The organism is Pseudomonas sp. Z4-20, assembly GCF_051131955.1.
GTDB classification, from domain to species: Bacteria; Pseudomonadota; Gammaproteobacteria; order Pseudomonadales; family Pseudomonadaceae; genus Aquipseudomonas; species Aquipseudomonas marvdashtae.
In genome coordinates, this window is record NZ_CP071641.1 from 520,328 (window position 1) to 543,164 (window position 22,837).

General features: G+C 61.9%; 20 protein-coding genes. 7 read left to right on the top strand and 13 right to left on the bottom strand.

Annotation, left to right across the window (positions count from 1 at the left end; genetic code table 11):
* Positions 1-64: 64 nt before the first annotated feature.
* From J3P82_RS02510 to J3P82_RS02540, 7 genes are all read right to left on the bottom strand, one after another.
* Positions 65-244 (bottom strand): hypothetical protein, encoded by a 180-nt coding sequence (locus J3P82_RS02510; RefSeq protein ID WP_434560488.1) that lies wholly within the window; start codon positions 242-244, stop codon positions 65-67.
* Positions 241-1,371, bottom strand: a complete 1,131-nt coding sequence (locus tag J3P82_RS02515; RefSeq protein ID WP_434560490.1) for a PepSY-associated TM helix domain-containing protein — start codon at positions 1,369-1,371, stop codon at positions 241-243. Before J3P82_RS02515 ends, J3P82_RS02510 begins: the two co-directional genes overlap by 4 nt.
* A 68-nt stretch (positions 1,372-1,439) precedes the next feature.
* On the bottom strand, positions 1,440-3,878 hold the full coding sequence (locus J3P82_RS02520; protein WP_434560492.1) for a TonB-dependent siderophore receptor: 2,439 nt from the start codon (positions 3,876-3,878) through the stop codon (positions 1,440-1,442).
* A 151-nt stretch (positions 3,879-4,029) separates the two neighbouring features.
* Positions 4,030-5,010 (bottom strand): FecR domain-containing protein, encoded by a 981-nt coding sequence (locus tag J3P82_RS02525; protein ID WP_434560494.1) that lies wholly within the window; start codon positions 5,008-5,010, stop codon positions 4,030-4,032.
* On the bottom strand, positions 5,007-5,525 hold the full coding sequence (locus tag J3P82_RS02530; protein ID WP_434560496.1) for an RNA polymerase sigma factor: 519 nt from the start codon (positions 5,523-5,525) through the stop codon (positions 5,007-5,009). The genes J3P82_RS02525 and J3P82_RS02530 overlap by 4 nt, the downstream gene beginning before the upstream one ends.
* A gap of 138 nt (positions 5,526-5,663) precedes the next feature.
* Positions 5,664-6,371 (bottom strand): 3'-5' exonuclease, encoded by a 708-nt coding sequence (locus J3P82_RS02535; RefSeq protein WP_434560498.1) that lies wholly within the window; start codon positions 6,369-6,371, stop codon positions 5,664-5,666.
* Entirely contained in the window at positions 6,368-8,302 is a 1,935-nt protein-coding gene (locus tag J3P82_RS02540; protein ID WP_434560500.1) for a putative nucleotidyltransferase substrate binding domain-containing protein, read from the bottom strand. Before J3P82_RS02540 ends, J3P82_RS02535 begins: the two co-directional genes overlap by 4 nt.
* A gap of 258 nt (positions 8,303-8,560) precedes the next feature.
* Between J3P82_RS02540 and J3P82_RS02545 the strand changes: the two genes are divergently transcribed.
* Positions 8,561-9,007, top strand: coding sequence for a response regulator (locus J3P82_RS02545; protein ID WP_060740319.1), 447 nt, complete (start codon positions 8,561-8,563; stop codon positions 9,005-9,007).
* 230 nt (positions 9,008-9,237) lie between these two features.
* Here the strand turns inward: J3P82_RS02545 and J3P82_RS02550 are convergent, their stop codons facing one another.
* Positions 9,238-11,415, bottom strand: coding sequence for a malate synthase G (locus tag J3P82_RS02550; protein ID WP_434560502.1), 2,178 nt, complete (start codon positions 11,413-11,415; stop codon positions 9,238-9,240).
* A gap of 439 nt (positions 11,416-11,854) precedes the next feature.
* Here J3P82_RS02550 and J3P82_RS02555 point away from each other — a divergent pair, with 439 nt between their 5' ends.
* Entirely contained in the window at positions 11,855-12,373 is a 519-nt protein-coding gene (locus J3P82_RS02555; protein WP_434560504.1) for a glycine cleavage system protein R, read from the top strand.
* A gap of 217 nt (positions 12,374-12,590) precedes the next feature.
* Here the strand turns inward: J3P82_RS02555 and rarD are convergent, their stop codons facing one another.
* The 5 genes from rarD to J3P82_RS02580 all read right to left on the bottom strand — a co-directional run bounded on the left by rarD (position 12,591) and on the right by J3P82_RS02580 (position 18,200).
* Complete coding sequence (rarD, locus tag J3P82_RS02560) at positions 12,591-13,478, bottom strand: EamA family transporter RarD (RefSeq protein WP_434560506.1); 888 nt, start codon at positions 13,476-13,478, stop codon at positions 12,591-12,593.
* 87 nt (positions 13,479-13,565) lie between these two features.
* Positions 13,566-14,540, bottom strand: a complete 975-nt coding sequence (locus J3P82_RS02565; RefSeq protein WP_186612855.1) for a serine/threonine protein kinase — start codon at positions 14,538-14,540, stop codon at positions 13,566-13,568.
* Between the two features lie 128 nt (positions 14,541-14,668).
* Positions 14,669-16,570 (bottom strand): PhoX family protein, encoded by a 1,902-nt coding sequence (locus J3P82_RS02570; protein WP_434560508.1) that lies wholly within the window; start codon positions 16,568-16,570, stop codon positions 14,669-14,671.
* 67 nt (positions 16,571-16,637) lie between these two features.
* Positions 16,638-17,402 carry a TOBE domain-containing protein gene (locus J3P82_RS02575; protein ID WP_434560510.1) on the bottom strand — a complete coding sequence of 255 codons (765 nt, stop codon included), beginning with the start codon at positions 17,400-17,402 and terminating at the stop codon, positions 16,638-16,640.
* A gap of 57 nt (positions 17,403-17,459) precedes the next feature.
* Positions 17,460-18,200: a ComF family protein gene (locus J3P82_RS02580; protein WP_434560512.1), complete on the bottom strand. Its 741-nt coding sequence runs from the start codon at positions 18,198-18,200 to the stop codon at positions 17,460-17,462.
* 90 nt (positions 18,201-18,290) lie between these two features.
* On the opposite strand from J3P82_RS02580, the gene bioB reads away from it, so the two are divergent.
* From bioB to bioD, 5 genes are all read left to right on the top strand, one after another.
* Complete coding sequence (bioB, locus tag J3P82_RS02585; RefSeq protein WP_434560514.1) at positions 18,291-19,346, top strand: biotin synthase BioB; 1,056 nt, start codon at positions 18,291-18,293, stop codon at positions 19,344-19,346.
* Between the two features lie 81 nt (positions 19,347-19,427).
* On the top strand, positions 19,428-20,606 hold the full coding sequence (gene bioF, locus J3P82_RS02590) for an 8-amino-7-oxononanoate synthase (protein ID WP_434560516.1): 1,179 nt from the start codon (positions 19,428-19,430) through the stop codon (positions 20,604-20,606).
* Positions 20,599-21,330: an alpha/beta fold hydrolase gene (locus J3P82_RS02595; RefSeq protein WP_434560518.1), complete on the top strand. Its 732-nt coding sequence runs from the start codon at positions 20,599-20,601 to the stop codon at positions 21,328-21,330. Before bioF ends, J3P82_RS02595 begins: the two co-directional genes overlap by 8 nt.
* The gene (gene bioC / locus J3P82_RS02600; protein ID WP_434560520.1) at positions 21,323-22,135 is read left to right on the top strand and encodes a malonyl-ACP O-methyltransferase BioC; all 813 of its coding nucleotides are present in this window, start codon (positions 21,323-21,325) and stop codon (positions 22,133-22,135) included. The genes J3P82_RS02595 and bioC overlap by 8 nt, the downstream gene beginning before the upstream one ends.
* Positions 22,132-22,812, top strand: coding sequence for a dethiobiotin synthase (bioD, locus tag J3P82_RS02605; protein ID WP_434560522.1), 681 nt, complete (start codon positions 22,132-22,134; stop codon positions 22,810-22,812). Before bioC ends, bioD begins: the two co-directional genes overlap by 4 nt.
* Positions 22,813-22,837: the final 25 nt, after the last annotated feature.

Sequence of the window (22,837 nt, forward strand, 5' to 3'; positions counted from 1 at the left end):
CGTAGCCTAGACAGTTAGGCAGCGGCTGGCGAGCGGCCAGTTGAGTCCCGCTGTGCTCGGCGAGTCATCCTCGTTTAATTAACCCCCAAGTCCCTAGAACGGTTGGGATTCCCAATCCAACCCAGCTCACCGCATCCCACGCCCCATCGCCTAGCAGCGCTGAAAACAGTCCTGCCGCGCTAAGCGCGCCGATCGCCACCGGGATACCAAACACTTTCCAGAAACTCGACTGCCGAGGCCTCACGGGGCAACCTCCGCGCCGACCGTTGCGCGCTTGGCGGCTTTACGCCGTACCAGCCACAGGTAAACACCACTGCCCAGGACGATAATCGTCAGCACGTCCAGGGTCGCCCAGAAAATCTGCATCGGCCGGCCGCCGTAGTCGCCGAAATGCAACGGCAGGGACAGGCTCATCACGTCCATGTACCACGGCCGCTCGGCCACGGCGGTAACGTCCAGGGTGGTCGCATCGATCAACACAGGCGTCAGCAGATGCGAGGTCAGGTGGGTGTCGCCCTTCATGAAGACGCTGTAATGGTGCTCGCTGGAAAACAGCGTGCCGGGGAAGGCGATGAAACTCGGCTCCATGCCCGGCGCGACGTCCTTGGCGATGTCCAGCAATCGGGTGGCTGGGGCCAATTGTGTCAGCGGTGGGGCGTTGCGATAGGGTTCGACCATGGCGCTGAGGCTGTCGTTGCGCCACGCGGCGATGATCAAGTCGGCGCAGGCTGCGATCACGCCGGTCACGCCGACAGTCAGCGCCCAGACCAGAGTGACCACGCCGATCAGGTTGTGCAGGTCTAGCCAGCGCAGGCGCGTGGATTTGTCCTGGCGCACCGTGGCGAACTTCAACCGCCGCATGAACGGCAGGTACAACACCACCCCGGAAATAATGGCGATCACAAACAAAAAGCCCATGAATGCCAGCAGCAATTTGCCCGGCAGCCCGGCGAACATATCCACGTGCAGGCGCAGCATGACCATCATGAAGCCGCCGTTCGCCGAGGGCATTTCCAGGGCTTCGCCGGTGCGCGCGTCGAGCATGAAGGTGTGGGAGGAGTTGGGTTCGGTGCCCGGCGTCGGCGCCATGATGGTAATGACGCCGTTGGGGTCGTCTTCGTCCCAGCCAAAATATTGGACCACTTCACCCGGACGATGAGCCTTGGCTTTTTCCACCAGTTGCGCAAGATCCAATGGCGGCGTGCCTGCTGGCATTTCCCGCAGCTCTGGCGCGTCACCCAGCAGATGCTCGATTTCATGATGGAAAATCAACGGCAGCCCGGTGATCGCCAGCATCAGCAGGAACACCGTGCAAATCAGGCTGCTCCAGGTGTGGACGAAGGACCAGCGGCGAATGGTTTTGCTTTTCATGATTGATCCGAATGCAAAAGGGTCATGCTGGTGCATGACCCTCTGAGGGTTTTGCAAATGCTAACTGTTTACCATTTGTAATTCACGCTCGCGACGACGTTGCGTTGGTCGCCGTAGTAGCAGTAGAAGCCGTCACAGGTCGACAAGTATTCCTTGTTGAAAATGTTCTTGGCATCCACCGCCACGGTGACGCCCTTGAGCGTGTGGTTCAAACGACCCAGGTCGTAGTGGGCCGAGGCGTCATAGACGGTGTAGGAACCGACGTGGCCCCAATCAGTGTTGGTGGTGTTGCCATAGGTGTCGCCGATATAACGCACACCGGCACCGACGCCGAAACCGCCCAGCGGTCCGTTGTGCCAGGTGTAGTCGGCCCAGGCGGTGGCCTGGTTGCGCGGTACCTGGGCCATGCGCTGGCCTTCTTCAGCCGCAGTGCCCTTGGTGATCTCGCTATCGTTGTAGGTGTAGGAACCGATCAGTTTCAAGTTGTCGGTAACGTCGCCGGAGGCTTCCAGTTCGAGACCGCGTACGCGGACCTCGCCCACTTGGCGAGTGATGTTGTTTTCGCTGACGGAGTTGTTTTGCTGAGTCAGGTCAAACACTGCGGCGGTCAATAGGGTTTTGGTGCCCGGTGGCTGGTATTTGATACCGAGTTCGTACTGTTCGCCTTCGGTTGGTTTGAACGAGTCAGTGCTGTTGACGGCTGAACCCGCCACAGCCTGGAACGACTGTGCGAAGGAAATGTACGGCGTCACGCCGTTATCGAAGACGTAGCTCAGCGCCGCGTTGCCGCTGAATTTCTTGTCGCGCTGGGTGTTCGTCGCGTCGTTCTGGTTGTGGAATACAGTGCTGGTGTGAATCCAGTCTTCACGACCACCGAGGGTCAGGCGCCAGTTGTCCAGAGCGATCTGGTCTTGGAGGTACAGGCCAGTCTGGTGAGTTTTTTGGTTGTAGTGGTACATGTCGAAATACTGGACGTTGGAGAAGTCCTGTCCATAAGTCGGGTTGTTGACGTTGCTGGTAGGCACACCACCAGACCCCCAGCGCCAGCGAGCGTTGCTATTGGAGCGCTGGTGGTCCAGGCCCAGCAGCAGCGTATGGCTCAAGGCTGCGGTCTGGAAGTCGGCCTGGAAGTTGTTATCCACGGCGTATTGGCTGATGTCTTCATCAACAATACTGGCGCTGCGTTTGACGGTGCCATCGGCGCTCACCGATTCGTCCGGGCCATCCGGGAAGAAAGCTCCACCGGCGGAGATACCCTGGAATTCCAGGTCGCTCTTGGTATAGCGCAGGTTCTGACGGAACTGCCAGGTATCGTTCAGGCGGTGCTCAAAGTTGTAGCCCAGCGCGGAGTAAGTACGGTCGTAGAATTCCCAATCCGGATCGCCCAGGTTCTTGTGATGGGAAATCTTGCCCGCTGGTGAAGCCAGCTTGGTGCCTTGCAGCGGCAGGAATTGACCGGTGATGCCGGTGTCGTCGCGGGTGTATTGCGACAAGAACGTCAGGCGGGTGTCGTCGTTGATGTTCCAGGTCAGGCTCGGGGCGATGTTGTAGCGCTTGTCCGGGATGTGGTCGACCTGGGAATTGCTGTCGCGCACGGTGCCGCTGAGTCGATACAGGAACTGGCCTTCGTCATCGACCTTGCCGGTGCTGTCGAAGTTGATCTGCTTGTGTTCGTAGCTTCCAGCCTGCAATTGGACTTCGTTGCTGCTCTCGGCTTGTGGGCGACGGCTGACCATATCGAGCATGCCGCCGGGTGGCGTCTGGCCGTAGACCGAAGAGGCCGGCCCGCGCAACACAGCGATGCGCTCAAGGTTCCAGGGCTCGATTTTCGTCGTGATGTAGTTGCCCTTGGGCAGCGGCAGGCCATCAAGGAACTGGGTGGGGACGAAGCCGCGCACCAGCAGCCAGTCGTTGCGCGAATCCGAACCGTAGCCGCTGCTTTGCACGCCGGCGGTATAGCGCAGGGCGTCGTTGAGGTTGAGCACGGAGCGCTCGTCCATCTGCTGACGCGTGATCACAGAGACCGAGCGCGGTAGCTCGACGATCGGCGTATCAGTCTTGGTGCCCGCTGCTGTGCGAGTGGCGACATAGCCTTCGGTCGGGCCCCAAGCGGTTTCGCTGACACCGGCGCCGATCACGCTGGTTTCCGGCAGCACCATGACGCCTTCGGGCACGGCCACCAGGCTGTAGGTGCCGGCGCTGCTTTGCTCCAATTGCAGGCCGGTGCCACGCAAGGCCTGCCGCAAGGCGCCGGTGGCGTCGAATTGGCCCTGGACCGGTGCCGAGGCTTTGCCCGACGCCAGGGACGGGTTCAGGCTCAGGGCGAGGCCGGCCTGGCTGGCGATCTGGTTCAGGGTGCTGGCCAGCGGCGCGGCGGGCAGGTTGTAGGCCCGAACGCCGGAGGCCTGCTCGGCGGCCAGCAACGGGCCGCTGGCCAACGGGGTGGCCAGAGCGATGGCGATAGCCAACAGGCTGGGGCGCAACAGGGTCTCAAGCGGGCGGGACATACGGCGGCTCCTGAATGGAAATATTTCTCAATTGCCTGTGTGCCGGATGAAAATCGAAAAGTGATAGGGTTGGATGAAAATTATTTAGATTCAGATTGCACGGGCTGGCGTCGCCGTCGCGAGGACAGGCCCAGGGGATCAACCTTTTACTTCAAGGCTTGGCTTCGGCTCGCGGTCCCACCACGACCCACCAGCGGGTGTGATGCTCGACCTGCACCGGCAATGTCGGTAGCAAAGCGGTCAGCGCCAGGTCGGTGTCATGCAGCGGGAAACTGCCGGTGATGCGCAGGTCCGCCACTTGCGGCTCAACGCCCAGATAGCCGCGTCGATAACGACCCAGTTCATGGACCAGGTCTTCGAGGCGGGCGTTGTCCACCACCAGCATGCCGCGTGTCCAGGCGTCGGCGCCGGGGGTCAGGGCCACTGTTGGCCCCAGGCCTTCCTTGAGCATCAGCACCTGTTGGCCTTCGTACAGGATCTGTTCTTCCTGGGCGCTCTGCGGATGCGCCGCCACGGCGGACTTCAATACGCTCAGGCGGGTGCCCTGGTCTTCGAGCTTGACCAAAAAACGCGTGCCCAACGCCCGCATGCTGCCCTCGCGAGTCTCGACGATGAACGGACGCGGATCGTTGTGACCGGTTTCCACGAGGATTTCGCCTTCCTGCAGGACGATGCGCCGCTGCTTGGCGTCGAAATGCACATCCAATGCACTGTGGGTGTTGAGGTTGATCAGCGTGCCGTCCGCCAGGCGCAACGTACGCTGCTCACCGGTGGCGGTGCGCTGGTCGGCCAGCCAATAATCGAGCGGCAAATAACGATCGCCGGCGAACAGCGCCAGCCCGATGACCGCGACGATGCTGGCCAGGCCGCTGCCAACCTTGCGCACCCGGCGCCGGATGCTCGCCTTCGATTGCAGCAGCGCGGCCCGCGCTGGACCACTGGCGATGCTGAAACGCTGGTCGAGCATGCCCAGTTGCTGCCAGGCGCGGGCATGTTCCTCATCGGCCGCGTGCCATTGGGCGAAGGCCTCCCGCTCCTGAGGACTGCCGCCGCCTGGATCCAGGGACAACTGCCAGGCGATGGCTGCGTCCAGCACCCGCGCGGAGACCGGTTTGCCATGGGCCGTGTTCATGTCGGCTCACCATAAAGGGCGATGTAGCACTGCTTCAGGCCTTGGGCCAGGTATTGGCGTACCCGTGGCACCGAAACCCCCAGGCGCTCGGCAATTTCGGCGTGGCTGAGGCCGTCGAGGCGGTTATAGAGGAAGGCTGCGCGGGCCTTGCTGGACAGTTTGCCGAGCAGGCGATCGATCTGCTTGAGGTCTTCGAGGATCAGTTGCTGTTCTTCCACCGACGGGTGCTCGGCCTCGGGGATCAGCATCAGTTCGGTCAGGTACGCCTGCTCCAGCGCCGCCCGACGAAAGTAATCAAACAGCAGGCCCTTGGCGACCGCTACCAGAAAAGCCCGGGGCTCGCGCGGTGCCGTCAGCTCGCCACGGCCCAGCAGGCGCACGAAGGTGTCCTGGCTCAAGTCCTCGGCACGCTGCGGGCAGGCCACGTTGCGCCGAAGCCACGCCAGTAACCAACCGCGATGGTCACGGTACAACGCACCAACCAAATCACTGTGGGAACTGGGGACTGACGACACGGAACATTCACCGACGCATTAAGTAACGAGAATTGTTCGCGATTGTGGCAGAGGCGGGGGAAAGAAAGCAATTGGCACTGGTCGGGAGTTGTAGCGATATGCCACTCCCGCGTGAACCCTGCGCTTCAGGGCTGCGGATTAAAGCGAGGGCGCCTGCTGCCGCCGTTTCCATTGTCCGAGGCGTTGTTGCAGATCGAGTGGGCTGTGGATCGCTTGTTGGCGGGCGCGACTGAACAGGATCAGGGCCAGTTCCGCAGTGGCCAAGGCGTCGGCGCTGGCGTTGTGACGGTCAAAGATTTGCAGTTTGAACCAGTCGATCCACTCGTCCAGTCCCCCTTGGCGGATATTCGCCTGAGGGCAAAGCATCGGCGCCATGTCGGCTACATCGACAAAGCGGTGCTGCAAGCGATAGCCCAGGTAGTCTTTCAGCGCGCGCCCGAGCATGTGGCAATCAAAAGGCGCGTGGAACGCCAGCAGCGGACTGTCGCCAACGAACTCCATGAAAGCCAGCAGGGCTTCGGCCGGATCGCTGCCGGCGGCGATGGCACTCGGCGCCAGGCCATGGATCAGTACGCTTGGCCCGAGCTTCTGCTTGTTGCATTGCAAGGTCCGCTCGAATTGCTGGCTGAAATCGATGGCGCCGTCTTCTATGACCACGGCGCCGATGGACAGTACATGGTCCTTGTTCAGGTTAAGGCCGGTGGTTTCCAGATCGACCACCACCCAACGCTGTTCACGCAGGCTGCGTTCAGTCAGTTGAGTGGGCGTGGGTAGGTCCCTGAGGCGCTGTTGCAAGGCCTCCGACAACGTCGGTTGGACCGGACGCAACCAGGAAAACAGGCTCACAACTGATACCTCAGCGTCAGGCTGCTTTGCAGGCGTTGAGCCTGGCGCAGGGATTCGCGCAGGATGCGCCGGTCCAGGTGATTGAGGCTGTCGGGATCGACCCGGTTGGAGTAGGGCTGGTTTTCCCGGGTTTGCAACTGGTGCTGTTGCATGCGCGTCTGTTGGATGAAGTGATAAGCCTCTTCATAGGCAGCGCCGTCGAGCGGCTCGATCACTTCCTTGACGACCAGTTGCCGCAAGCGCTCCAAGGTGTTGTTGGCCTCGATACCGTTGGCCAGCGCCAGCAACCTTGCACCGTCGACAAAGGGTGTCAGGCCTTGCACCTTCAAGTCGAGGGTGGCTTTTTCGCCGTTCTTGCGGCTGAGCACAAAGTCCCTGAAACGCCCAACGGGCGGGCGATGGCGCAGGGCGTTTTCAGCCATCATGCGCTGGAACAAACGGTTGTCAGCCACCTGACCCAGGATCTGCTGGCGCAACTGCTCGCAGCCTTGCTCGTCTCCCCAGACCACTCGCAAGTCGAAATAAATACTTGAGCCCAGCAGGTTCTCCGGGGTCGCTTCACGGATAAATGCTGCGAAGCGTCGCGCCCATTCGGCGCGGGACAAGCACAGCTCGGGGTTGCCGGCCATGATGTTGCCTTTGCACAACGTGAAGCCGCACAGCGCCAGGCTCTGGTTGATCTGCTGGGCGATGGGCAACAGCAGGCCGCGGATCTGCGCCGCATGGGCCGCGTCCTGGGCTTCAAAGAGGATGCCGTTGTCCTGGTCGGTGTGCAGGGTCTGCTCGCGCCGGCCTTCGCTGCCGAAACACAGCCAACTGAACGGCACGCCCGGGTCGCCCTTTTCGGCCAGGGTCAGCTCGATGACGCGGCAGACGGTGTGGTCGTTGAGCAGGGTGATGATGTGGGTGATCTGGGTCGACGACGCGCCATGGGCCAACATGCGTTCCACCAGTTGACCGATCTCGCCGCGCAGGGTCACCAGGTTTTCCACCCTCGGGGCGTTGCGAATCGTCCGGGCCAGATGCACCAGGTCGACCCGCTGCAGGGAAAACAGGTCGCGCTCCGACACCACGCCGCACAAGCGCTGGTCCTTGACCAGGCAGACGTGCGCAATATGGCGCTCGGTCATGGCGATGGCCGCGTCGAAGGCACTGTGGTCCGGTGACAGGAAAAACGGCGCCTGGGTCATGCGCATTCCAATCGACTCGGAAAAATCCCCGATACCATCGGCCACGACCTGCCGCAGGTCGCGCAAGGTAAAAATACCCACAGGCGCTTTCTGCTCGTTCACCACCACGATGCTGCCGACCTGCTGATCGTGCATCAGCTTGACGGCTTCGCGCAGCGGCGTTTCGGGACTGCAACTGACCGGATGACGCATCGCCAGTTCGCCCAGGCGGGTATTGAGCGAATATTGCGTACCCAGGGTCTGCGCGGATTTTTGCTGTACTTGTTGGTTGACCAGGTCGAGCAAGCTGCTGACGCCGCGCAGGGCGAAGTCGCGAAACGGGGCGGACAAGGCGAACAGCTTGATGAAGGCCAATTTGTTCAGTTGCAGGCAGAAGGTATCCTCGCCCGCCCGGTGCTCGGTGCGGGTGGCTCGCTCACCCAGCAGCGCGGCGAGGGGGAAGCATTCGCCGGTGGTGATTTCAAAGGTCGTCTCGGTGCCGCCCTTGGCCGTGTGCGGGCGCTCGCCCACCACCCGACCTTGCTTGACGATATAGAAGTGTTCCACCGGACCGTCGGCCGGCTTGATGATGGTTTCGCCCGGCGCATAGAAACGCAGCAGGCATTGCTCCACCAGATAGGCCAGGTGGGCGTTTTCCATTTGGTTGAACGGTGGGAAGCGCTGAAGAAACTGCAGCGTCCCCTGGATGTTTTGCAACACCGCGGTTTTCCCTGCCTGGATGAAGGCGTCCGCTTTTTTCATAACGATTACGCAGCTTTTTCGAATTATTGTGGTCGGATCTGTGCCCCATGGTCGGCCCCTGAGCGTGCGGTTGCCCATTGGACGTAAGTCTAGGTCGCCGCAACGGGGCCGAAACTACGGAAAAATCCTACGCCCGGCCTCGGAAAATTCTTCCTGGAATGCTCTTGGAAAAAAATCCGACGAAGTGCACATTGAAGCGCCGCAGAACGATGTCTGACCACTGTGCCAGGGGATCGATTCAAAAACGTAGAGAGCATCATGTCCGACCACGATATTTTGAGTGACGCCGAGCGCGAGGCGCTGAGTGCCGTCATGCTGGAACCCGACCTGCCGCCGCAGCGAGTCTTGATCGTCGACGATGACAAGGACGCCCGCGAGTTGCTGTCGGAGATCCTGGCATTGGACGGGATTCACTGCATGACCGCCGCCAGTGGCGAAACGGCGCTCAAGATGCTGGAAACCAAGCCGTCGATCGGCCTGCTGATCACCGACCTGCGCATGGGCAATGTCGATGGTCTGGAGCTGGTGCGCCTGGTGCGCGAGTCCGAACGGGCAGCGCTGCCGATCATCATCGTGTCAGGCGATGCAGACGTGAAGGACGCCATCGAAGCCATGCACTTGAGCGTGGTGGACTTTCTGCTCAAGCCGATCGATACCGACAAGCTGCTGGGGTTGGTCAAGCATGAGTTGGGGATGGATCTCTAACCCATCCTCTTCAATGGTGCCGAAGTGCTTCTGTGGCGAGGGAGCTTGCTCCCGCTGGGCTGCGAAGCAGACCCTTTTTTCAGAGTTCGGAATATTCTTGACGTGGATTGCGGTCGCTGCGCAACCGAGCGGGAGCAAGCTCCCTCGCCACAAAGGCGGTCATGTATTGCAGAAGAAAAAGCCCTGATCGAGAGATCAGGGCTTTTTCTTGTGCCGCGTCTACCGCTCAATCACAGCCCATTGGCTGCCTTGAACTCGCGACGGCGACGGTGAAGCACCGGCTCGGTGTAGCCGTTAGGCTGCTTCGTGCCTTCGACCACCAGTTCAACCGCCGCCTGGAAGGCGATGTTGCTGTCGAAGTCCGGCGCCAGCGGCCGGTACAGCGGGTCGCTGGCGTTCTGGCGGTCGACCACTGGTGCCATGCGCTTGAGACTTTCCATCACCTGGTCTTGCGTGACGATGTCATGGCGCAGCCAGTTGGCGATGTGCTGGCTGGAGATACGCAGCGTCGCACGGTCTTCCATCAGGCCGATGTCGTTGATGTCCGGCACCTTGGAGCAGCCGACGCCCTGGTCGATCCAGCGCACCACGTAGCCGAGGATGCCCTGGGCGTTGTTGTCCAGTTCGTGCTTGATCTGCTCCGGCGTCCAGCTCGGGTTGACCGCCAGCGGGATGGCCAGGATGTCGTCCACCGAAGCGCGGGTGCGCTTGGCCAGTTCGGCCTGGCGGGCGAACACGTCGACCTTGTGGTAGTGCAGCGCGTGCAGGGCGGCGGCGGTCGGTGAGGGAACCCACGCGGTGTTGGCGCCAGCCAGCGGATGAGCGATTTTCTGTTCGAGCATCGCTGCCATCAGGTCCGGCATCGCCCACATGCCCTTGCCGATTTGTGCGCGACCTTGCAGGCCGGTGCTCAAGCCGATATCGACGTTCCAGTTTTCATAGGCGCCGATCCACTTCTCGGCTTTCATGTCAGCCTTGCGCACCATCGGGCCGGCTTCCATGGAGGTGTGGATTTCATCGCCGGTGCGGTCGAGGAAGCCGGTGTTGATGAACACCACGCGCTCGCTCGCCGCCTTGATGCAGGCCTTGAGGTTGACCGTGGTACGGCGCTCCTCGTCCATGATCCCGACTTTCAGGGTATTGCGCGGCAGGTTCAGCACGTCTTCGACGCGACCGAACAATTCGTTGGTGAACGCCGCTTCTTCCGGCCCGTGCATCTTCGGCTTGACGATGTACACCGAACCGGTGCGGCTGTTGCGGCGCGAGGTGTTGCCGTTGAGGCTGTGGATCGCTGCAAGACTGGTCACCAGGCCGTCGAGGATACCTTCCGGCACCTCGTTGCCGTCCCTGTCCAGGATCGCGTCGATGGTCATCAGGTGGCCGACGTTACGCACGAACAGCAGCGAACGGCCGTGCAGGGTCACGCCTGAGCCGTCGACGGCGGTGTAGACGCGGTCGGGGTTCATGGTCCGGGTAAACGTCTGGCCGCCCTTGGCGACTTCTTCCGACAGGTCGCCCTTCATCAGGCCGAGCCAGTTACGGTAGATCACTACCTTGTCATCTGCGTCGACGGCGGCGACCGAGTCTTCACAGTCCATGATGGTGGTCAGCGCGGCCTCCATCAGGATGTCCTTCACGCCGGCGGCGTCGGTTTGGCCGACTGGGGTGCTGGCATCGATCTGGATTTCGAAGTGCAGGCCGTTATGCTTCAGCAAAACTGCGGTGGGGGCCGAAGTCTCGCCTTGGAAACCGATCAGTTGGGCGTCATCGTGCAGGCCGCTGTTGCTGCCGCCCTTGAGGGTGATCACCAGTTTGCCGTCGACGATCTTGTACGCGGTGGAATCGACATGGGAGCCGGCCGCCAGCGGCGCGGCTTCGTCGAGGAAGGCGCGGGCGAAGGCGATGACTTTGTCGCCGCGCACCTTGTTGTAGCCTTTGCCTTTTTCCGCGCCGTCGGCTTCGCTGATGGCGTCGGTGCCATACAGCGCGTCATACAACGAACCCCAGCGGGCGTTCGAGGCGTTGAGGGCGAAGCGGGCATTCATCACCGGCACGACCAGTTGCGGACCGGCCATGCGCGCGATTTCATCGTCGACGTTTTGCGTCGTGGCCTGGAAATCCGCGGCTTCTGGCAGCAGGTAACCAATGTCTTGCAGGAACGCTTTGTAAGCCACGGCGTCATGGGCCTGGTCGGCACGAGCCTGGTGCCAGGCATCGATCTGTGCCTGGAAATCGTCGCGTTTGGCGAGTAGGGCTTTGTTCGTCGGAGCCAGGTCATGAATGACCTTGTCGGCGCCGGCCCAGAACGCGTCGGCGGTGAGGCCGGTTCCGGGAATGGCTTCGTTATTCACGAAGTCGAACAGGACTTTGGCGACCTGCAGGCCACCGACTTGAACGTGTTCAGTCATTGCTTGCCTCACTCTGCTCAGCTATTTCGCTTTTCAGCTCTTCGATTTTGATAATGAAGCCTCGGGACATTTAAACCACAAACCCCGGAACCAGTACATGCCATCGCTGGCGGCTGGGTGTTCAAGCCTTGCTGACGGGGCTTTTCAGGGATGCGACTGGCCTTAAGCAGACATTGGTACAACCGGTGTATCGCGGTTATGTAGTGCGCGCTGAGGAATACTACATGATCAATTGCGGTTGTGAAAATCAGACTAAGTGCGTCGTCCCGCGACCGATTAAAGCAGTACAGTCACGGCGCGGCACCGGATGTTCTCAAAAAACAGTCAGATTGTTCCAGATAAATCTTTCGAACTGTACACATTATCTGCTGAGAAGGCCCTGCCGGCCTAATCCGCAGCGCTGCCTATACTGTGTCATCCACCCCACAGAGGCTGTGCCATGGACCACCTTGTCATCACTGTTTTTGCACCGGACAAGCCGGGGCAGGTCGAGCGTATCGCTGAGTGCATTGCCGAGCACGGCGGTAACTGGCTGGAAAGCCGCATGTCGCACTTGGCCGGGCAGTTCGCCGGGATCCTGCGCCTCAGCGCTCCGGCCGAGTCTCATGAAGCACTGATCGAAGCCTTGCACGGACTATCGGCCCGCGGCATTCGGGTGCTGATCGCGGAAAATCCAATAGAAGAGTCCTGTACCTGGAAACCCATCGCCATGGAGCTGGTGGGCAACGATCGTCCCGGCATCGTGCGCGACATCACTCGCCTTCTGAGCGAGCAGGGCGTGAACGTCGAGCGACTGGTGACCCATGTTCGACCCGCACCGATGAGCAGCGAATTGCTGTTTCATGCCGAGGCGATTCTTGGCGTGCCTTTGACCTTGTCGCTGGATATGTTGCAGGAACGCTTGGAAACGCTGGCCGATGAGCTGATGGTCGAACTGAAACTGAGCGACGAAAGCTGATGCTGGTTATCCAAGGAAACGTTGCGCCTGCCTGTGGATAACCTGTAGAGACCCGCCGCCAGCCCAGGCCCGCCGGGCCTTAGCGGGTAATGGTCAAAAAATCGCCAATTTTCAAGGGCTTGTGCACAAACGGCGGGGATCACGTTGTGGATAACCTTGGGAAAGATAAACGCAGGCCACGCCAGACGTGGCCTGTAGACATTTGTGCAATTTATGATCAGTTGCGCCGGCGCATACTCATCACTGCGTCCACGCTGTACACCGCCAGGCCGGCCCAGATGAACAGGAACGCGACCAGGGTGCTGGAGGACAAATGTTCATCGAAAAACAGCACCGCGAGCAGCAGCACTAGCGTCGGCGCGATGTACTGCAAGAAGCCCAGCGTGGTGTAGGGCAAGTGTCGTGCCGCTGCGTTGAAGCACACCAACGGTACGAGCGTCACCGGGCCGGCCGCCACCAGCCACCAGGCTTCGGAAGTCGTCCAGAACACCGCTTGGGCGCTGGTGGCTGCTGGATTGAGCAACAGCCAGGCGACAGCAATCGGTACGAGCATCCAGGTTTCCACCACCAGCCCAGGCAATGCCTTCACCGGCGCCTGCTTGCGGATCAACCCGTAGAAGCCAAAGGTCAACGCCAGCATCAGCGACACCCACGGCAGGCTGCCCACCTGCCAGACCTGCTGTGCTACGCCGAGCGCTGCCAACCCGACCGCCACCCATTGCATGCGCCGCAAGCGCTCGCCGAGGATCAGCATGCCCAGCAGCACGTTGACCAGCGGGTTGATGTAATAGCCCAGGCTGGCTTCGAGCATCCGCCCGTTGTTCACCGCCCAGACATAGGTCAGCCAGTTGGCGGCAATCAGCGTGCCACTCAGGGCAAGGATCGCCAGGCGACGCGGATTGTCGCGCAATTCACGCCACCAGCCCGGGTGTTTCCAGACCATCAACAAGACCGCGCCGAACAGGGCGGACCAGAGCACTCGATGGATGATGATTTCCACCGAGGGCACGTTAGCGATGGCTTTGAAGTAAATCGGGAACAGGCCCCAGATAATGTAGGCGCTCAGGCCCAGGATATACCCGCGACGTGGGTTGGCGGCTTGCATGCAGAGTCCTTGCTTAGGCAGCTAACAAAAGCATGATTGTAAGGAGATTTATCTGATAACGCTGCTGGCCTTTTCGAGCGATGGACGTCAGAACAACTTCAGCGGCTCTTCGTTGAGTGCCGCCAGTTGTTCGCGCAAGGCCAGCACCTGATCGCCCCAATAACGCTCGCTGCCGAACCAAGGGAAGCTGCGGGGAAACGCCGGGTCGTCCCAGCGGCGCGCCAGCCAGGCGCTGTAGTGCATCAGGCGCAGGGCGCGCAGGGGTTCGATCAGGGCCAGTTCGCGAGGGTCGAAGTCGTGGAACTCCCGGTAGCCGTCCATCAGTTCCGACAGCTGCCCCAGGCACTCCTGACGGTCCCCGGCGAGCATCATCCACAGGTCCTGTACCGCCGGGCCCATGCGGCAGTCGTCCAGGTCGACGATGTGGAACACCTCGTCGCGACACATCATGTTGCCCGGGTGGCAGTCGCCGTGCATGCGGATGTTCTGGTGGGGCGTAGCGGCGTAGACATCTTCGACACGCTTGAGCAGATCCCTGGCCACTGACTCGTAGGCCGGCAGCAGGCTGCGGGGGACGAAACCGCTTTGCAGCACAGTCGCCAATGAGTCATGACCGAAGTTTTTCACGCCCAGGGCTTCTCGATGCTCGAACGGACGAGTCGCCCCGATCGCATGCAGACGGCCGAGCAACTGGCCCAGGCGATAGAGCTGGTCAAGGTTGCCCGGCTCCGGCGCACGGCCGCCGCGACGGGGAAACAGGGTGAAACGAAACCCGGCGTGTTCGTGCAGGCTTTCGCCGTTGTGGATCAGCGGCGCCACCACCGGCACTTCGCAGTCGGCCAGCTCGAAAGTGAACCGGTGTTCTTCCAGGATCGCTTCGTTGGTCCAGCGCTGCGGGCGATAGAACTTGGCGATCAGTGGCTCGGCGTCTTCGATGCCGACCTGATACACGCGGTTTTCGTAGCTATTGAGGGCCAACACGCGGGCGTCGCTGAGGAAGCCAATGCTCTCGACGGCATCGAGGACGAGGTCGGGCGTGAGGGTTTCAAACGGATGGGACATGCTGACTCCTGCGCAGCGGCAGGGCTGCCGCGTCCGACCCAGCATCTTAGCGTAAAGCAGTCCCGATTGATCGGTGGGCGTTAAATCGCTCTTCGCAGCGAGGGAGCGAGCTCCCTCGCCGCGAAGTGTCAGGCGCCGATGACTCCGCCATCTTCCCGGGTAATGATCATTACCGAAGACCGCGGCTTGCCATTAGGCAAGTGCTCGGGGAATGTCGAACCACCGTTTTCGCCAGGGTGCTGGATCCCGACGAACATCGTCTTGTAGTCCGGCGCGAAGCTGATGCCGGTCACTTCGCAACCCACGGGGCCGACCATGAAGCGGCGGATTTCGCCGCTGTCCGGGTCAGCGCAGAGCATCTGGTTGTTGCCCATGCCAGCGAAGTCCCCAGCGTTGCTGGAATCGCCGTCAGTCTGGATCCAAAGCCGTCCGGCCTTGTCGAAGCCCAGGCCGTCGGGGCTGTTGAACATGTTCTGGGCGTTGACGTTGGACGAGCCGGCTTTTGGCGTGCCGGCGTGTACCGTCGGGTTGCCGGCGACCACGAACAGATCCCAGTCAAAAGAGTTGGACGCATGATCGTCGCGCTCGGTGCGCCAGCGCAGGATCTGTCCGTAGACGTTCTTGGCCCGAGGGTTCGGCCCATCCACCGGTTGGCCGTCTTCGCCGCGCTTGGCGTTGTTGGTCAGGGTGCAATAGACCTGGCCGTCTTTCGGGCTGACCACGATCCACTCCGGACGGTCCATGCGAGTCGCGCCGACGGCACTGGCGGCCAAGCGCGCATGGATCAGCACGTGCGCCTGATCGGGGAAACCTTTGCCGGCGTCGAGGCCATTCTTGCCGTGGGTCAATTCGATCCACTGGCCCTTGCCTTTCGGATGGTCCGGATTGCCGTCGCCGGCATCGAAGCGCGCCACGTACAAGGTGCCGTGGTCCAACAGGTCGCGGTTGGCCTTGGCGTTGCCGTGGTCGATGCGCTGGCGGCTGATGAATTTGTAGATGAATTCACCACGCTCGTCATCGCCCATGTACACCACGGCGCGACCGTCGTGAGTCTGCGCCAGGGCAGCGTTTTCGTGCTTGAAGCGGCCCAGGGCGGTGCGTTTCACCGGGGTGGACTTTGGATCGAACGGGTCGATTTCCACCACCCAGCCGTGGCGATTGAGTTCGTTGGGGTTCTTCGCCAGGTCAAAACGCGGGTCATGCAGGTGCCAGTTGATTTCGCGACTGGTGAGGGTGGCGCCATAGCGTTTTTGCGCGTCGTCGAATTTCAGGTCGGCGTCGCTGCTACCGAAGCAGTCGGTGAAGTTTTCTTCACAGGTCAGGTAAGTGCCCCATGGCGTCATGCCGTTGGCGCAGTTCTGGAAAGTCCCCAGCGCGTTCTTGCCGCTCTTGTCGGCGCTCGTTTTCAGCAGGTCGTGGCCGGCTGCCGGGCCGCCCAGGCGAATCGGCGTGTTGCCGTGGATCCTGCGGTTGTAGCGTGAGTCCTGGACGAACTGCCACTGGCCTCGACGACGCTGGATCTCGATCACCGACACGCCTTCGCTGGCCTGGGCCTTGTGGACTTCTTCGCTCGACTGCGGCTGGCCGCCGTGGGGGAAAAGGTAGCGGTAGTTGGTGTATTCGTTGTTGATTGCCATCAGCGCCCGGTTGTTGTCGCCGGGAAATGGAAAGAGGCTCATGCCGTCGTTGTTGTCGCCAAATTGCATTTCCTGGGCGCGGGCGGTGCCGTTGCCGCTTGGGTCGAATGCCGGCGCATTTTTTTGCAGCGGCTGGCCCCAGCTGATCAGCACCGAAGCCTTGTAGCCTGACGGCAGTGTGATGGTGTCGGTGGTTGCGGCAGCGATGCTGTCGAAGCCCAGCATGCTTTTGTTGCCTTCGCTCACGGCGGCGGCCATGACGCTGCGACTCAGCAGGTTGCCGCCCAGGAACATCGCCGCGCCGCACAGGGCGCCGGCGCCGATGAAGCGACGACGGCTCATGCCGACGATTTTTTCCAGGTCGGTGGATTGGTTTTCTTCTAATAGGCTCATCGGGAGGCTCCCTGCTGGTTTTGGCAGTCACCTTAAAGCGGGCACATGAAGCTTTTGTTTCAGGGCACTAAAGCGGTGTGCCAAGCAGCACGTTTGACGGCGAAAACCGCACCTGAACCGGGGAGCCGGCGGCCAGGTTTCGCTCGCTTAACTGGAGCGGGGCGGCCAGGGCGCATAGCGTCTGTCCGTTGGGCAAGCCAATGCGCACTTCGCTGGGGCCGTCTTCGGCGGCGGCGATGTGCTCGATTACGCCTGGCAAACTGTTGATCTGCGGATGGCCTGGCTGATCGGCGGGATAAAGCTCCAGCCAGCCGGCCTTGATCAATGCAACCACTTCGGCGCCGATCTCCAACTCCAGGCGCAGCGTACTGTCACGGGTGATCTGCGCTTCGATGAGCAACCCTCGCGCCAGTTCCAGGCGTATCCGGTCGTTGTGCCCGTGGGCCTCGATGCGTACGACTTTGCCGTGCAGTTGGTTGCGGGCGCTGGTGCGCAACATCAGACGGCTGAGCAGACCCAGGTCGCCCGCGTCTTCGCTGGCTTCCAGCAGTTGCGCCTGCAACGCTTGCAGGCGCTGGTAAAGGCGCAGCACGCGCCGGCCCTCTTCGGACAATTTCGCGCCGCCGCCGCCCTTGCCACCGACGCTGCGTTCGACCAACAGCTGATCCGCAAGGTTGTTCAGCTCATCGATCGCATCCCATGCTGCCTTGTAGCTCAGCCCGGCGCTTTTCGCGGCCCGGGTGATCGAGCCCTGTTCGGCAATGTGCTGCAACAGGGCGATGCGTTGTGGCCGGCGGGCGATGTGCTGGGTCAGAAGCGTGGGCAATGACATGACGGAAACTGTGCGCAGGGGGCGATGTGCCGACGTTGGCTCCTCGGCCGCCGCGCGTCAAGCCGGGTCGCCGGGTTTCGGTGTTCGCGCCAGGCAGTAGACATCGACCCGTGCGGCACCGGCATCGAGCAGCAGGCGCGCCAATGTCTCAGCCGTGGCGCCAGTGGTGAGTACATCGTCCACCAGCGCCAGGTGCCGATTCTTGAATAACGCGTCGGGCATCAACGCGAAGGCCTGGCGCAGATTCCGACGCCTGGCCCGGGCGTCCAGGGCTTGTTGCGCGGGCGTGTCCTGAACGCGCAGCAGCAGGTTCTCTTCGCAAGGGATCTGCAGCGGCCCGCTGAGCCAACGGGCCAACAGCGTCGCCTGATTGAAACCCCGCTGGCGCAAACGTCGGGTTGCCAGCGGCACCGGCACCAGCGCATCGGGACGCTCCAGCCCTTCGTCGAAATGGTGCTGCAGTGATTGCGTGAGCAATTCGCCGAGCAACCGGCCCAGCGGCCACTTCGCCTGATGCTTGAAGCGGGTGATCAGGCTGTCCACCGGAAAATCGTAGGCCCACGGCGCCAGGACGCGCTCGTAGGCAGGGGCGCGTGTGGCGCATTGTGCGCAACGCAGCCCGGTCGTGGGCAGCGCAAGGGCACATACGCTGCATTGGCCGCCGAGCCAGGGCAGCTCGCTTTCGCAAGGGGTGCAGATCGGCTGTGGCGTATCGGTGCTCTCGCCACACAGCAGGCAGGATTGTTTGTTTTTTAACCAGATGTAAACCGGTCCTTTGGCTCGTGGTTGACAGTGCATGACTCTTCCTTAAATATGCCGAACATCCGTGTCGCGCCTGTGGGTATTCCATGCCCCAGGTGCCAGCCAAGCATAATCAAGGAAATGCCCATGAGCGCCAGCACCACTGCCAACCTGCGTCATGACTGGTCTTTGGCCGAAGTCAAAGCACTCTTCGTCCAGCCGTTCAATGACCTGCTATTCCAGGCGCAGACCGTGCACCGCGCGCACTTCGACGCCAACCGCGTCCAGGTTTCCACGCTGCTGTCGATCAAGACGGGTGCTTGCCCGGAAGATTGCAAATATTGTCCGCAGTCCGGCCACTACAACACCGGGCTGGAAAAAGAGAAGCTGCTGGAGGTGCAGAAGGTCCTCGAGGAGGCCGCGCGCGCCAAGGCCATCGGTTCGACCCGGTTCTGCATGGGCGCCGCTTGGAAGCACCCCTCCGCCAAGGACATGCCTTACGTATTGGAGATGGTCAAAGGCGTGAAAGCCATGGGCCTGGAAACCTGCATGACCCTTGGTCGCCTCGACCAGGAGCAGACCGAAGCGCTGGCCCAGGCCGGCCTGGATTACTACAACCACAACCTCGACACCTCGCCTGAGTTCTACAGCAGCATCATCACCACCCGCACCTACAGCGAGCGTCTGCAGACCCTGGCCTACGTGCGTGACTCGGGGATGAAGATCTGCTCCGGCGGGATCCTGGGCATGGGCGAGTCTCTGGATGACCGCGCCAATCTGTTGATCCAGTTGGCGAACCTGCCGGAGCATCCGGAGTCGGTGCCGATCAACATGCTGGTGAAAGTCGCCGGCACGCCGCTTGAGAACGCCGAAGACATCGATCCGTTCGATTTCATCCGCATGCTCGCCGTAGCGCGGATCCTGATGCCCCAGTCCCATGTACGGCTGTCCGCTGGTCGTGAAGCGATGAACGAGCAGATGCAGGCACTGGCGTTTTTTGCTGGCGCCAACTCGATTTTCTACGGTGACAAGTTGCTGACCACCGCCAATCCGCAGGCGGACAAGGACATGCAGTTGTTCGCGCGCCTGGGCATCCAGCCCGAAGCCCGCGAAGAACACGCCGACGAAGTGCACCAGGCCGCTATCGAGCAGGCGCTGGTGGAGCAGAAGAGCAGCGAGCAGTTCTACAACGCAGCGGTTTGAGTGGATGCATAACCCAGTGGGAGCAAGCCGCTCCCATTGGGATCTTTCCAGCCTTTGAATAACGGTTCACCCGAGGCCTGCATGCCCTTCGATCTCGCCGCACGCCTGGCTGCCCGTCGTGCCGAAAATCTTTATCGCCAGCGCCCGCTGCTCGAAAGTCCCCAGGGGCCGGAAGTGGTGGTGGACGGCCAATCGTTGCTGGCGTTCTGCAATAACGATTACCTCGGCCTGGCCAATCACCCCCAGGTCATCGAAGCCTGGCGCGCCGGGGCGTCTCGTTGGGGCGTGGGCGGTGGCGCCTCGCACCTGGTGGTTGGCCACAGCGGACCGCATCACGCTTTGGAGGAGGCCCTGGCCGACTTGACCGGGCGGCCGAGGGCGCTGTTGTTCACCACCGGATACATGGCCAATCTTGGCGCCGTGACCGCATTGGTCGGGCAGGGCGATACGGTGCTGGAAGATCGTCTTAACCACGCTTCGTTGCTTGACGCCGGGCTGTTGTCCGGAGCCCGTTTCAACCGTTATCTGCACAACGATGCCCAAAGCCTGGCTAACCGTCTGGAAAAGGCCGTCGGCAATACGCTGGTAGTTACCGATGGCGTGTTCAGCATGGACGGCGACATCGCCGATCTGCCGGCCCTGGCCCGCGAAGCCAGGGCCAAAGGGGCGTGGCTGATGGTCGATGATGCGCACGGTTTCGGCACGCTAGGCGCCACCGGCGGCGGTGTCGTCGAACATTTCGGCTTGAGCCAGGACGACGTGCCGGTGCTGGTCGGCACGCTGGGCAAGGCGTTCGGCACCGCTGGTGCCTTTGTAGCCGGTAGCGAGGAACTGATCGAAAGCCTGATCCAGTTCGCACGGCCTTATATCTACACCACCAGCCAGCCGCCGGCATTGGCCTGCGCCACCCTCAAGAGTCTTGAATTGCTGCGCAGCGAACGTTGGCGGCGCGAGCACTTGCAAGTGCTGATCCGCCAGTTCCGCCTGGGTGCCGAGCAGATCGGCCTGCAATTGATGGACAGCTTCACGCCGATCCAGCCCATTCTGATCGGTGATGCGGGGCGGGCTATGCGCTTGTCGAAAATGCTGCGAGAGCGTGGGCTGATGGTCACGGCGATCCGCCCACCGACCGTGCCGGCCGGCAGCGCCCGTTTACGGGTAACCCTGACCGCTGCCCACAGCGAAGCCCAGGTGCAACTATTGTTAGAGGCACTGGCCGAGTGTGTTGCCCGGCTGGGACCGGAGCCAAGTGATGCGTGATCGACTGATTTTGTTGCCTGGCTGGGGGCTGGGCATTTCGCCGCTCGAACCTCTTGCGGCGGCGCTACGAGGGCTCGACGAGCACTTGCAGGTGGAAATCGAGCCCTTGCCTGCACTGGCATCGAGCGACCTCGATGAATGGCTCGATGAGCTGGATGCCACCTTGCCCCAGGATGCCTGGCTGGGCGGCTGGTCCCTGGGCGGTATGTTGGCATCGGAACTGGCGGCGCGCCGGGGCGAGCGCTGCTGCGGCCTGTTGACCCTGGCGAGCAATGCTTCTTTCGTGGCCCACGAACAATGGCCGAGCGCGATGGCCGGCGAGACCTTCGATGGATTTCTTGCCGGATGTGCCGCCGACCCGCGCCAGACGCTCAAGCGCTTCAGCTTGCTGTGTGCCCAAGGGTGCAGCGACCCGCGTGGGTTGTCGCGGTTGTTGCTCGCCGGTGCACCGACCACGTCGCCCGATGGCTTGATGGCCGGGCTCGAACTGCTGGCGCAACTCGACACCCGCGTTGCGTTGCAGGGCTTTCGCGGCCCGCAATTGCATCTGTTTGCCGGGCTCGACGCCTTGGTGCCGGCCGAAGCGGCCGGTGATTTGCTGGCGTTACTGCCGGATGTCGAAATCGGTCTGATTGAACAGGCCGGTCACGGATTCCTTCTGGATGATCCCCACGGCGTGGCGGGGGCGATCCAGGCTTTTTTGCATGAGTTCGGTGATGACTGATTTGGCTGCTGTGAAACTCCCCGGTGCCTTACCGGATAAACGTCAGGTGGCGGCCTCGTTTTCCCGAGCGGCGGCCAGCTATGACAGCGTCGCGCAATTGCAGCGTGATGTGGGCTGGCAATTACTCGGGTGTTTGCCGTCGTCATTCAAACCGGGGCGCTGGATGGATCTGGGGTGCGGCACGGGTTATTTCACCCGGGCGCTGGGCGCGCGCTTCGGCGTGGCGACCGGCTTGGCGCTGGATATCGCCGAGGGCATGCTCAACCATGCTCGCCCCCAAGGCGGTGCGGCGCATTTCATCGCCGGCGACGCTGAGCGCTTGCCTTTGCAATCGGCGAGCTGCGAGCTGGTTTTCTCCAGCCTTGCGGTGCAATGGTGCGCCGATTTCGCCTCGGTGTTGAGCGAGGCCCATCGCGTCCTGAAACCGGGCGGAATGTTCGCTTTCACAAGTCTGTGTGTCGGCACACTGTACGAGCTGCGCGACAGCTGGCGGCAGGTGGATGGCCTGGTGCACGTCAACCGTTTCCGTCCATTCGAGACTTATCAGCAGCTGTGCGCGGCCAGCGGACTGAAGGTCGTCAGTCTTGAAAATCAGCCTCATGTATTGCATTACCCGGACGTGCGCGGCCTGACCCACGAGTTGAAAGCTTTGGGTGCGCATAATCTGAACCCTGGCCGCCCCGGTGGGCTGACGGGCAGGGCGAGGATCCTGGCGCTCATTGAAGCCTATGAACAGTTCCGTCAGGCCCAGGGTTTGCCGGCGACGTACCAAGTGGTCTACGCAGTTCTGGAGAAACCGCTATGAGCCAGGCTTATTTCATCACCGGCACCGACACCGACGTCGGCAAGACCACCGTTGCGGCGGGCCTGCTGCACGCTGCCCGGCAGGCCGGCATGAGCACGGCCGCGGGCAAACCCGTGGCCTCTGGCTGCGAAGTAACGCCCAAGGGCCTGCGCAACGCCGACGCGTTGGCGTTGCTGGCCGAGTGCTCGGTGCCGCTGACTTATGCACAAGTCAATCCGGTGGCACTGGAGCCAGCGATCGCGCCGCACCTGGCCGCCCGTGAAGCGGGCGTGGCGTTGACGGTGCAGTCGCTGCTCGGCCCGATGCGCGAGGTGCTGGCGCTGGACGCCGATTTCACCTTGATCGAAGGCGCGGGCGGTTGGCGTGTGCCGCTGTCTGGTCAGGACAATCTTTCCGACCTGGCCATAGCGCTGGGCCTGCCGGTCATTCTGGTGGTGGGCGTGCGGCTGGGTTGCATCAGCCACGCGTTGTTGACCGCCGAGGCGATCGCCCGTGACGGCCTGCAGCTGGCTGGTTGGGTGGCCAATATCATCGATCCGGCCACCTCGCGCCTGGAAGAGAACCTGGCGACCCTGGCCGAGCGACTTCCGGCGCCGTGCCTGGGCCGGGTGGCGCGAATTCAAAGCGTGACGGCCGAAGCGGTGGCCGCACACCTGCAACTGGATCTGCTGGACTGACACCGCGCCAAGGTTTTGCCTATGA

What these genes read in the sequence shown, in the direction of transcription:
- bioF (WP_434560516.1), top strand. Translation starts at nt 19,428, where the DNA reads ATGCCCTTCGATCTCGCCGCACGCCTGGCTGCCCGTCGTGCCGAAAAT.
- bioD (WP_434560522.1), top strand. Translation starts at nt 22,132, where the DNA reads ATGAGCCAGGCTTATTTCATCACCGGCACCGACACCGACGTCGGCAAG.
- J3P82_RS02545 (WP_060740319.1), top strand. Translation starts at nt 8,561, where the DNA reads ATGTCCGACCACGATATTTTGAGTGACGCCGAGCGCGAGGCGCTGAGT.
- J3P82_RS02565 (WP_186612855.1), bottom strand. Translation starts at nt 14,540, where the DNA reads ATGTCCCATCCGTTTGAAACCCTCACGCCCGACCTCGTCCTCGATGCC.
- J3P82_RS02575 (WP_434560510.1), bottom strand. Translation starts at nt 17,402, where the DNA reads ATGTCATTGCCCACGCTTCTGACCCAGCACATCGCCCGCCGGCCACAA.
- J3P82_RS02555 (WP_434560504.1), top strand. Translation starts at nt 11,855, where the DNA reads ATGGACCACCTTGTCATCACTGTTTTTGCACCGGACAAGCCGGGGCAG.
- J3P82_RS02525 (WP_434560494.1), bottom strand. Translation starts at nt 5,010, where the DNA reads ATGAACACGGCCCATGGCAAACCGGTCTCCGCGCGGGTGCTGGACGCA.
- J3P82_RS02580 (WP_434560512.1), bottom strand. Translation starts at nt 18,200, where the DNA reads ATGCACTGTCAACCACGAGCCAAAGGACCGGTTTACATCTGGTTAAAA.
- J3P82_RS02550 (WP_434560502.1), bottom strand. Translation starts at nt 11,415, where the DNA reads ATGACTGAACACGTTCAAGTCGGTGGCCTGCAGGTCGCCAAAGTCCTG.
- rarD (WP_434560506.1), bottom strand. Translation starts at nt 13,478, where the DNA reads ATGCAAGCCGCCAACCCACGTCGCGGGTATATCCTGGGCCTGAGCGCC.
- J3P82_RS02570 (WP_434560508.1), bottom strand. Translation starts at nt 16,570, where the DNA reads ATGAGCCTATTAGAAGAAAACCAATCCACCGACCTGGAAAAAATCGTC.
- bioB (WP_434560514.1), top strand. Translation starts at nt 18,291, where the DNA reads ATGAGCGCCAGCACCACTGCCAACCTGCGTCATGACTGGTCTTTGGCC.
- J3P82_RS02540 (WP_434560500.1), bottom strand. Translation starts at nt 8,302, where the DNA reads ATGAAAAAAGCGGACGCCTTCATCCAGGCAGGGAAAACCGCGGTGTTG.
- J3P82_RS02520 (WP_434560492.1), bottom strand. Translation starts at nt 3,878, where the DNA reads ATGTCCCGCCCGCTTGAGACCCTGTTGCGCCCCAGCCTGTTGGCTATC.
- bioC (WP_434560520.1), top strand. Translation starts at nt 21,323, where the DNA reads ATGACTGATTTGGCTGCTGTGAAACTCCCCGGTGCCTTACCGGATAAA.
- J3P82_RS02595 (WP_434560518.1), top strand. Translation starts at nt 20,599, where the DNA reads ATGCGTGATCGACTGATTTTGTTGCCTGGCTGGGGGCTGGGCATTTCG.
- J3P82_RS02515 (WP_434560490.1), bottom strand. Translation starts at nt 1,371, where the DNA reads ATGAAAAGCAAAACCATTCGCCGCTGGTCCTTCGTCCACACCTGGAGC.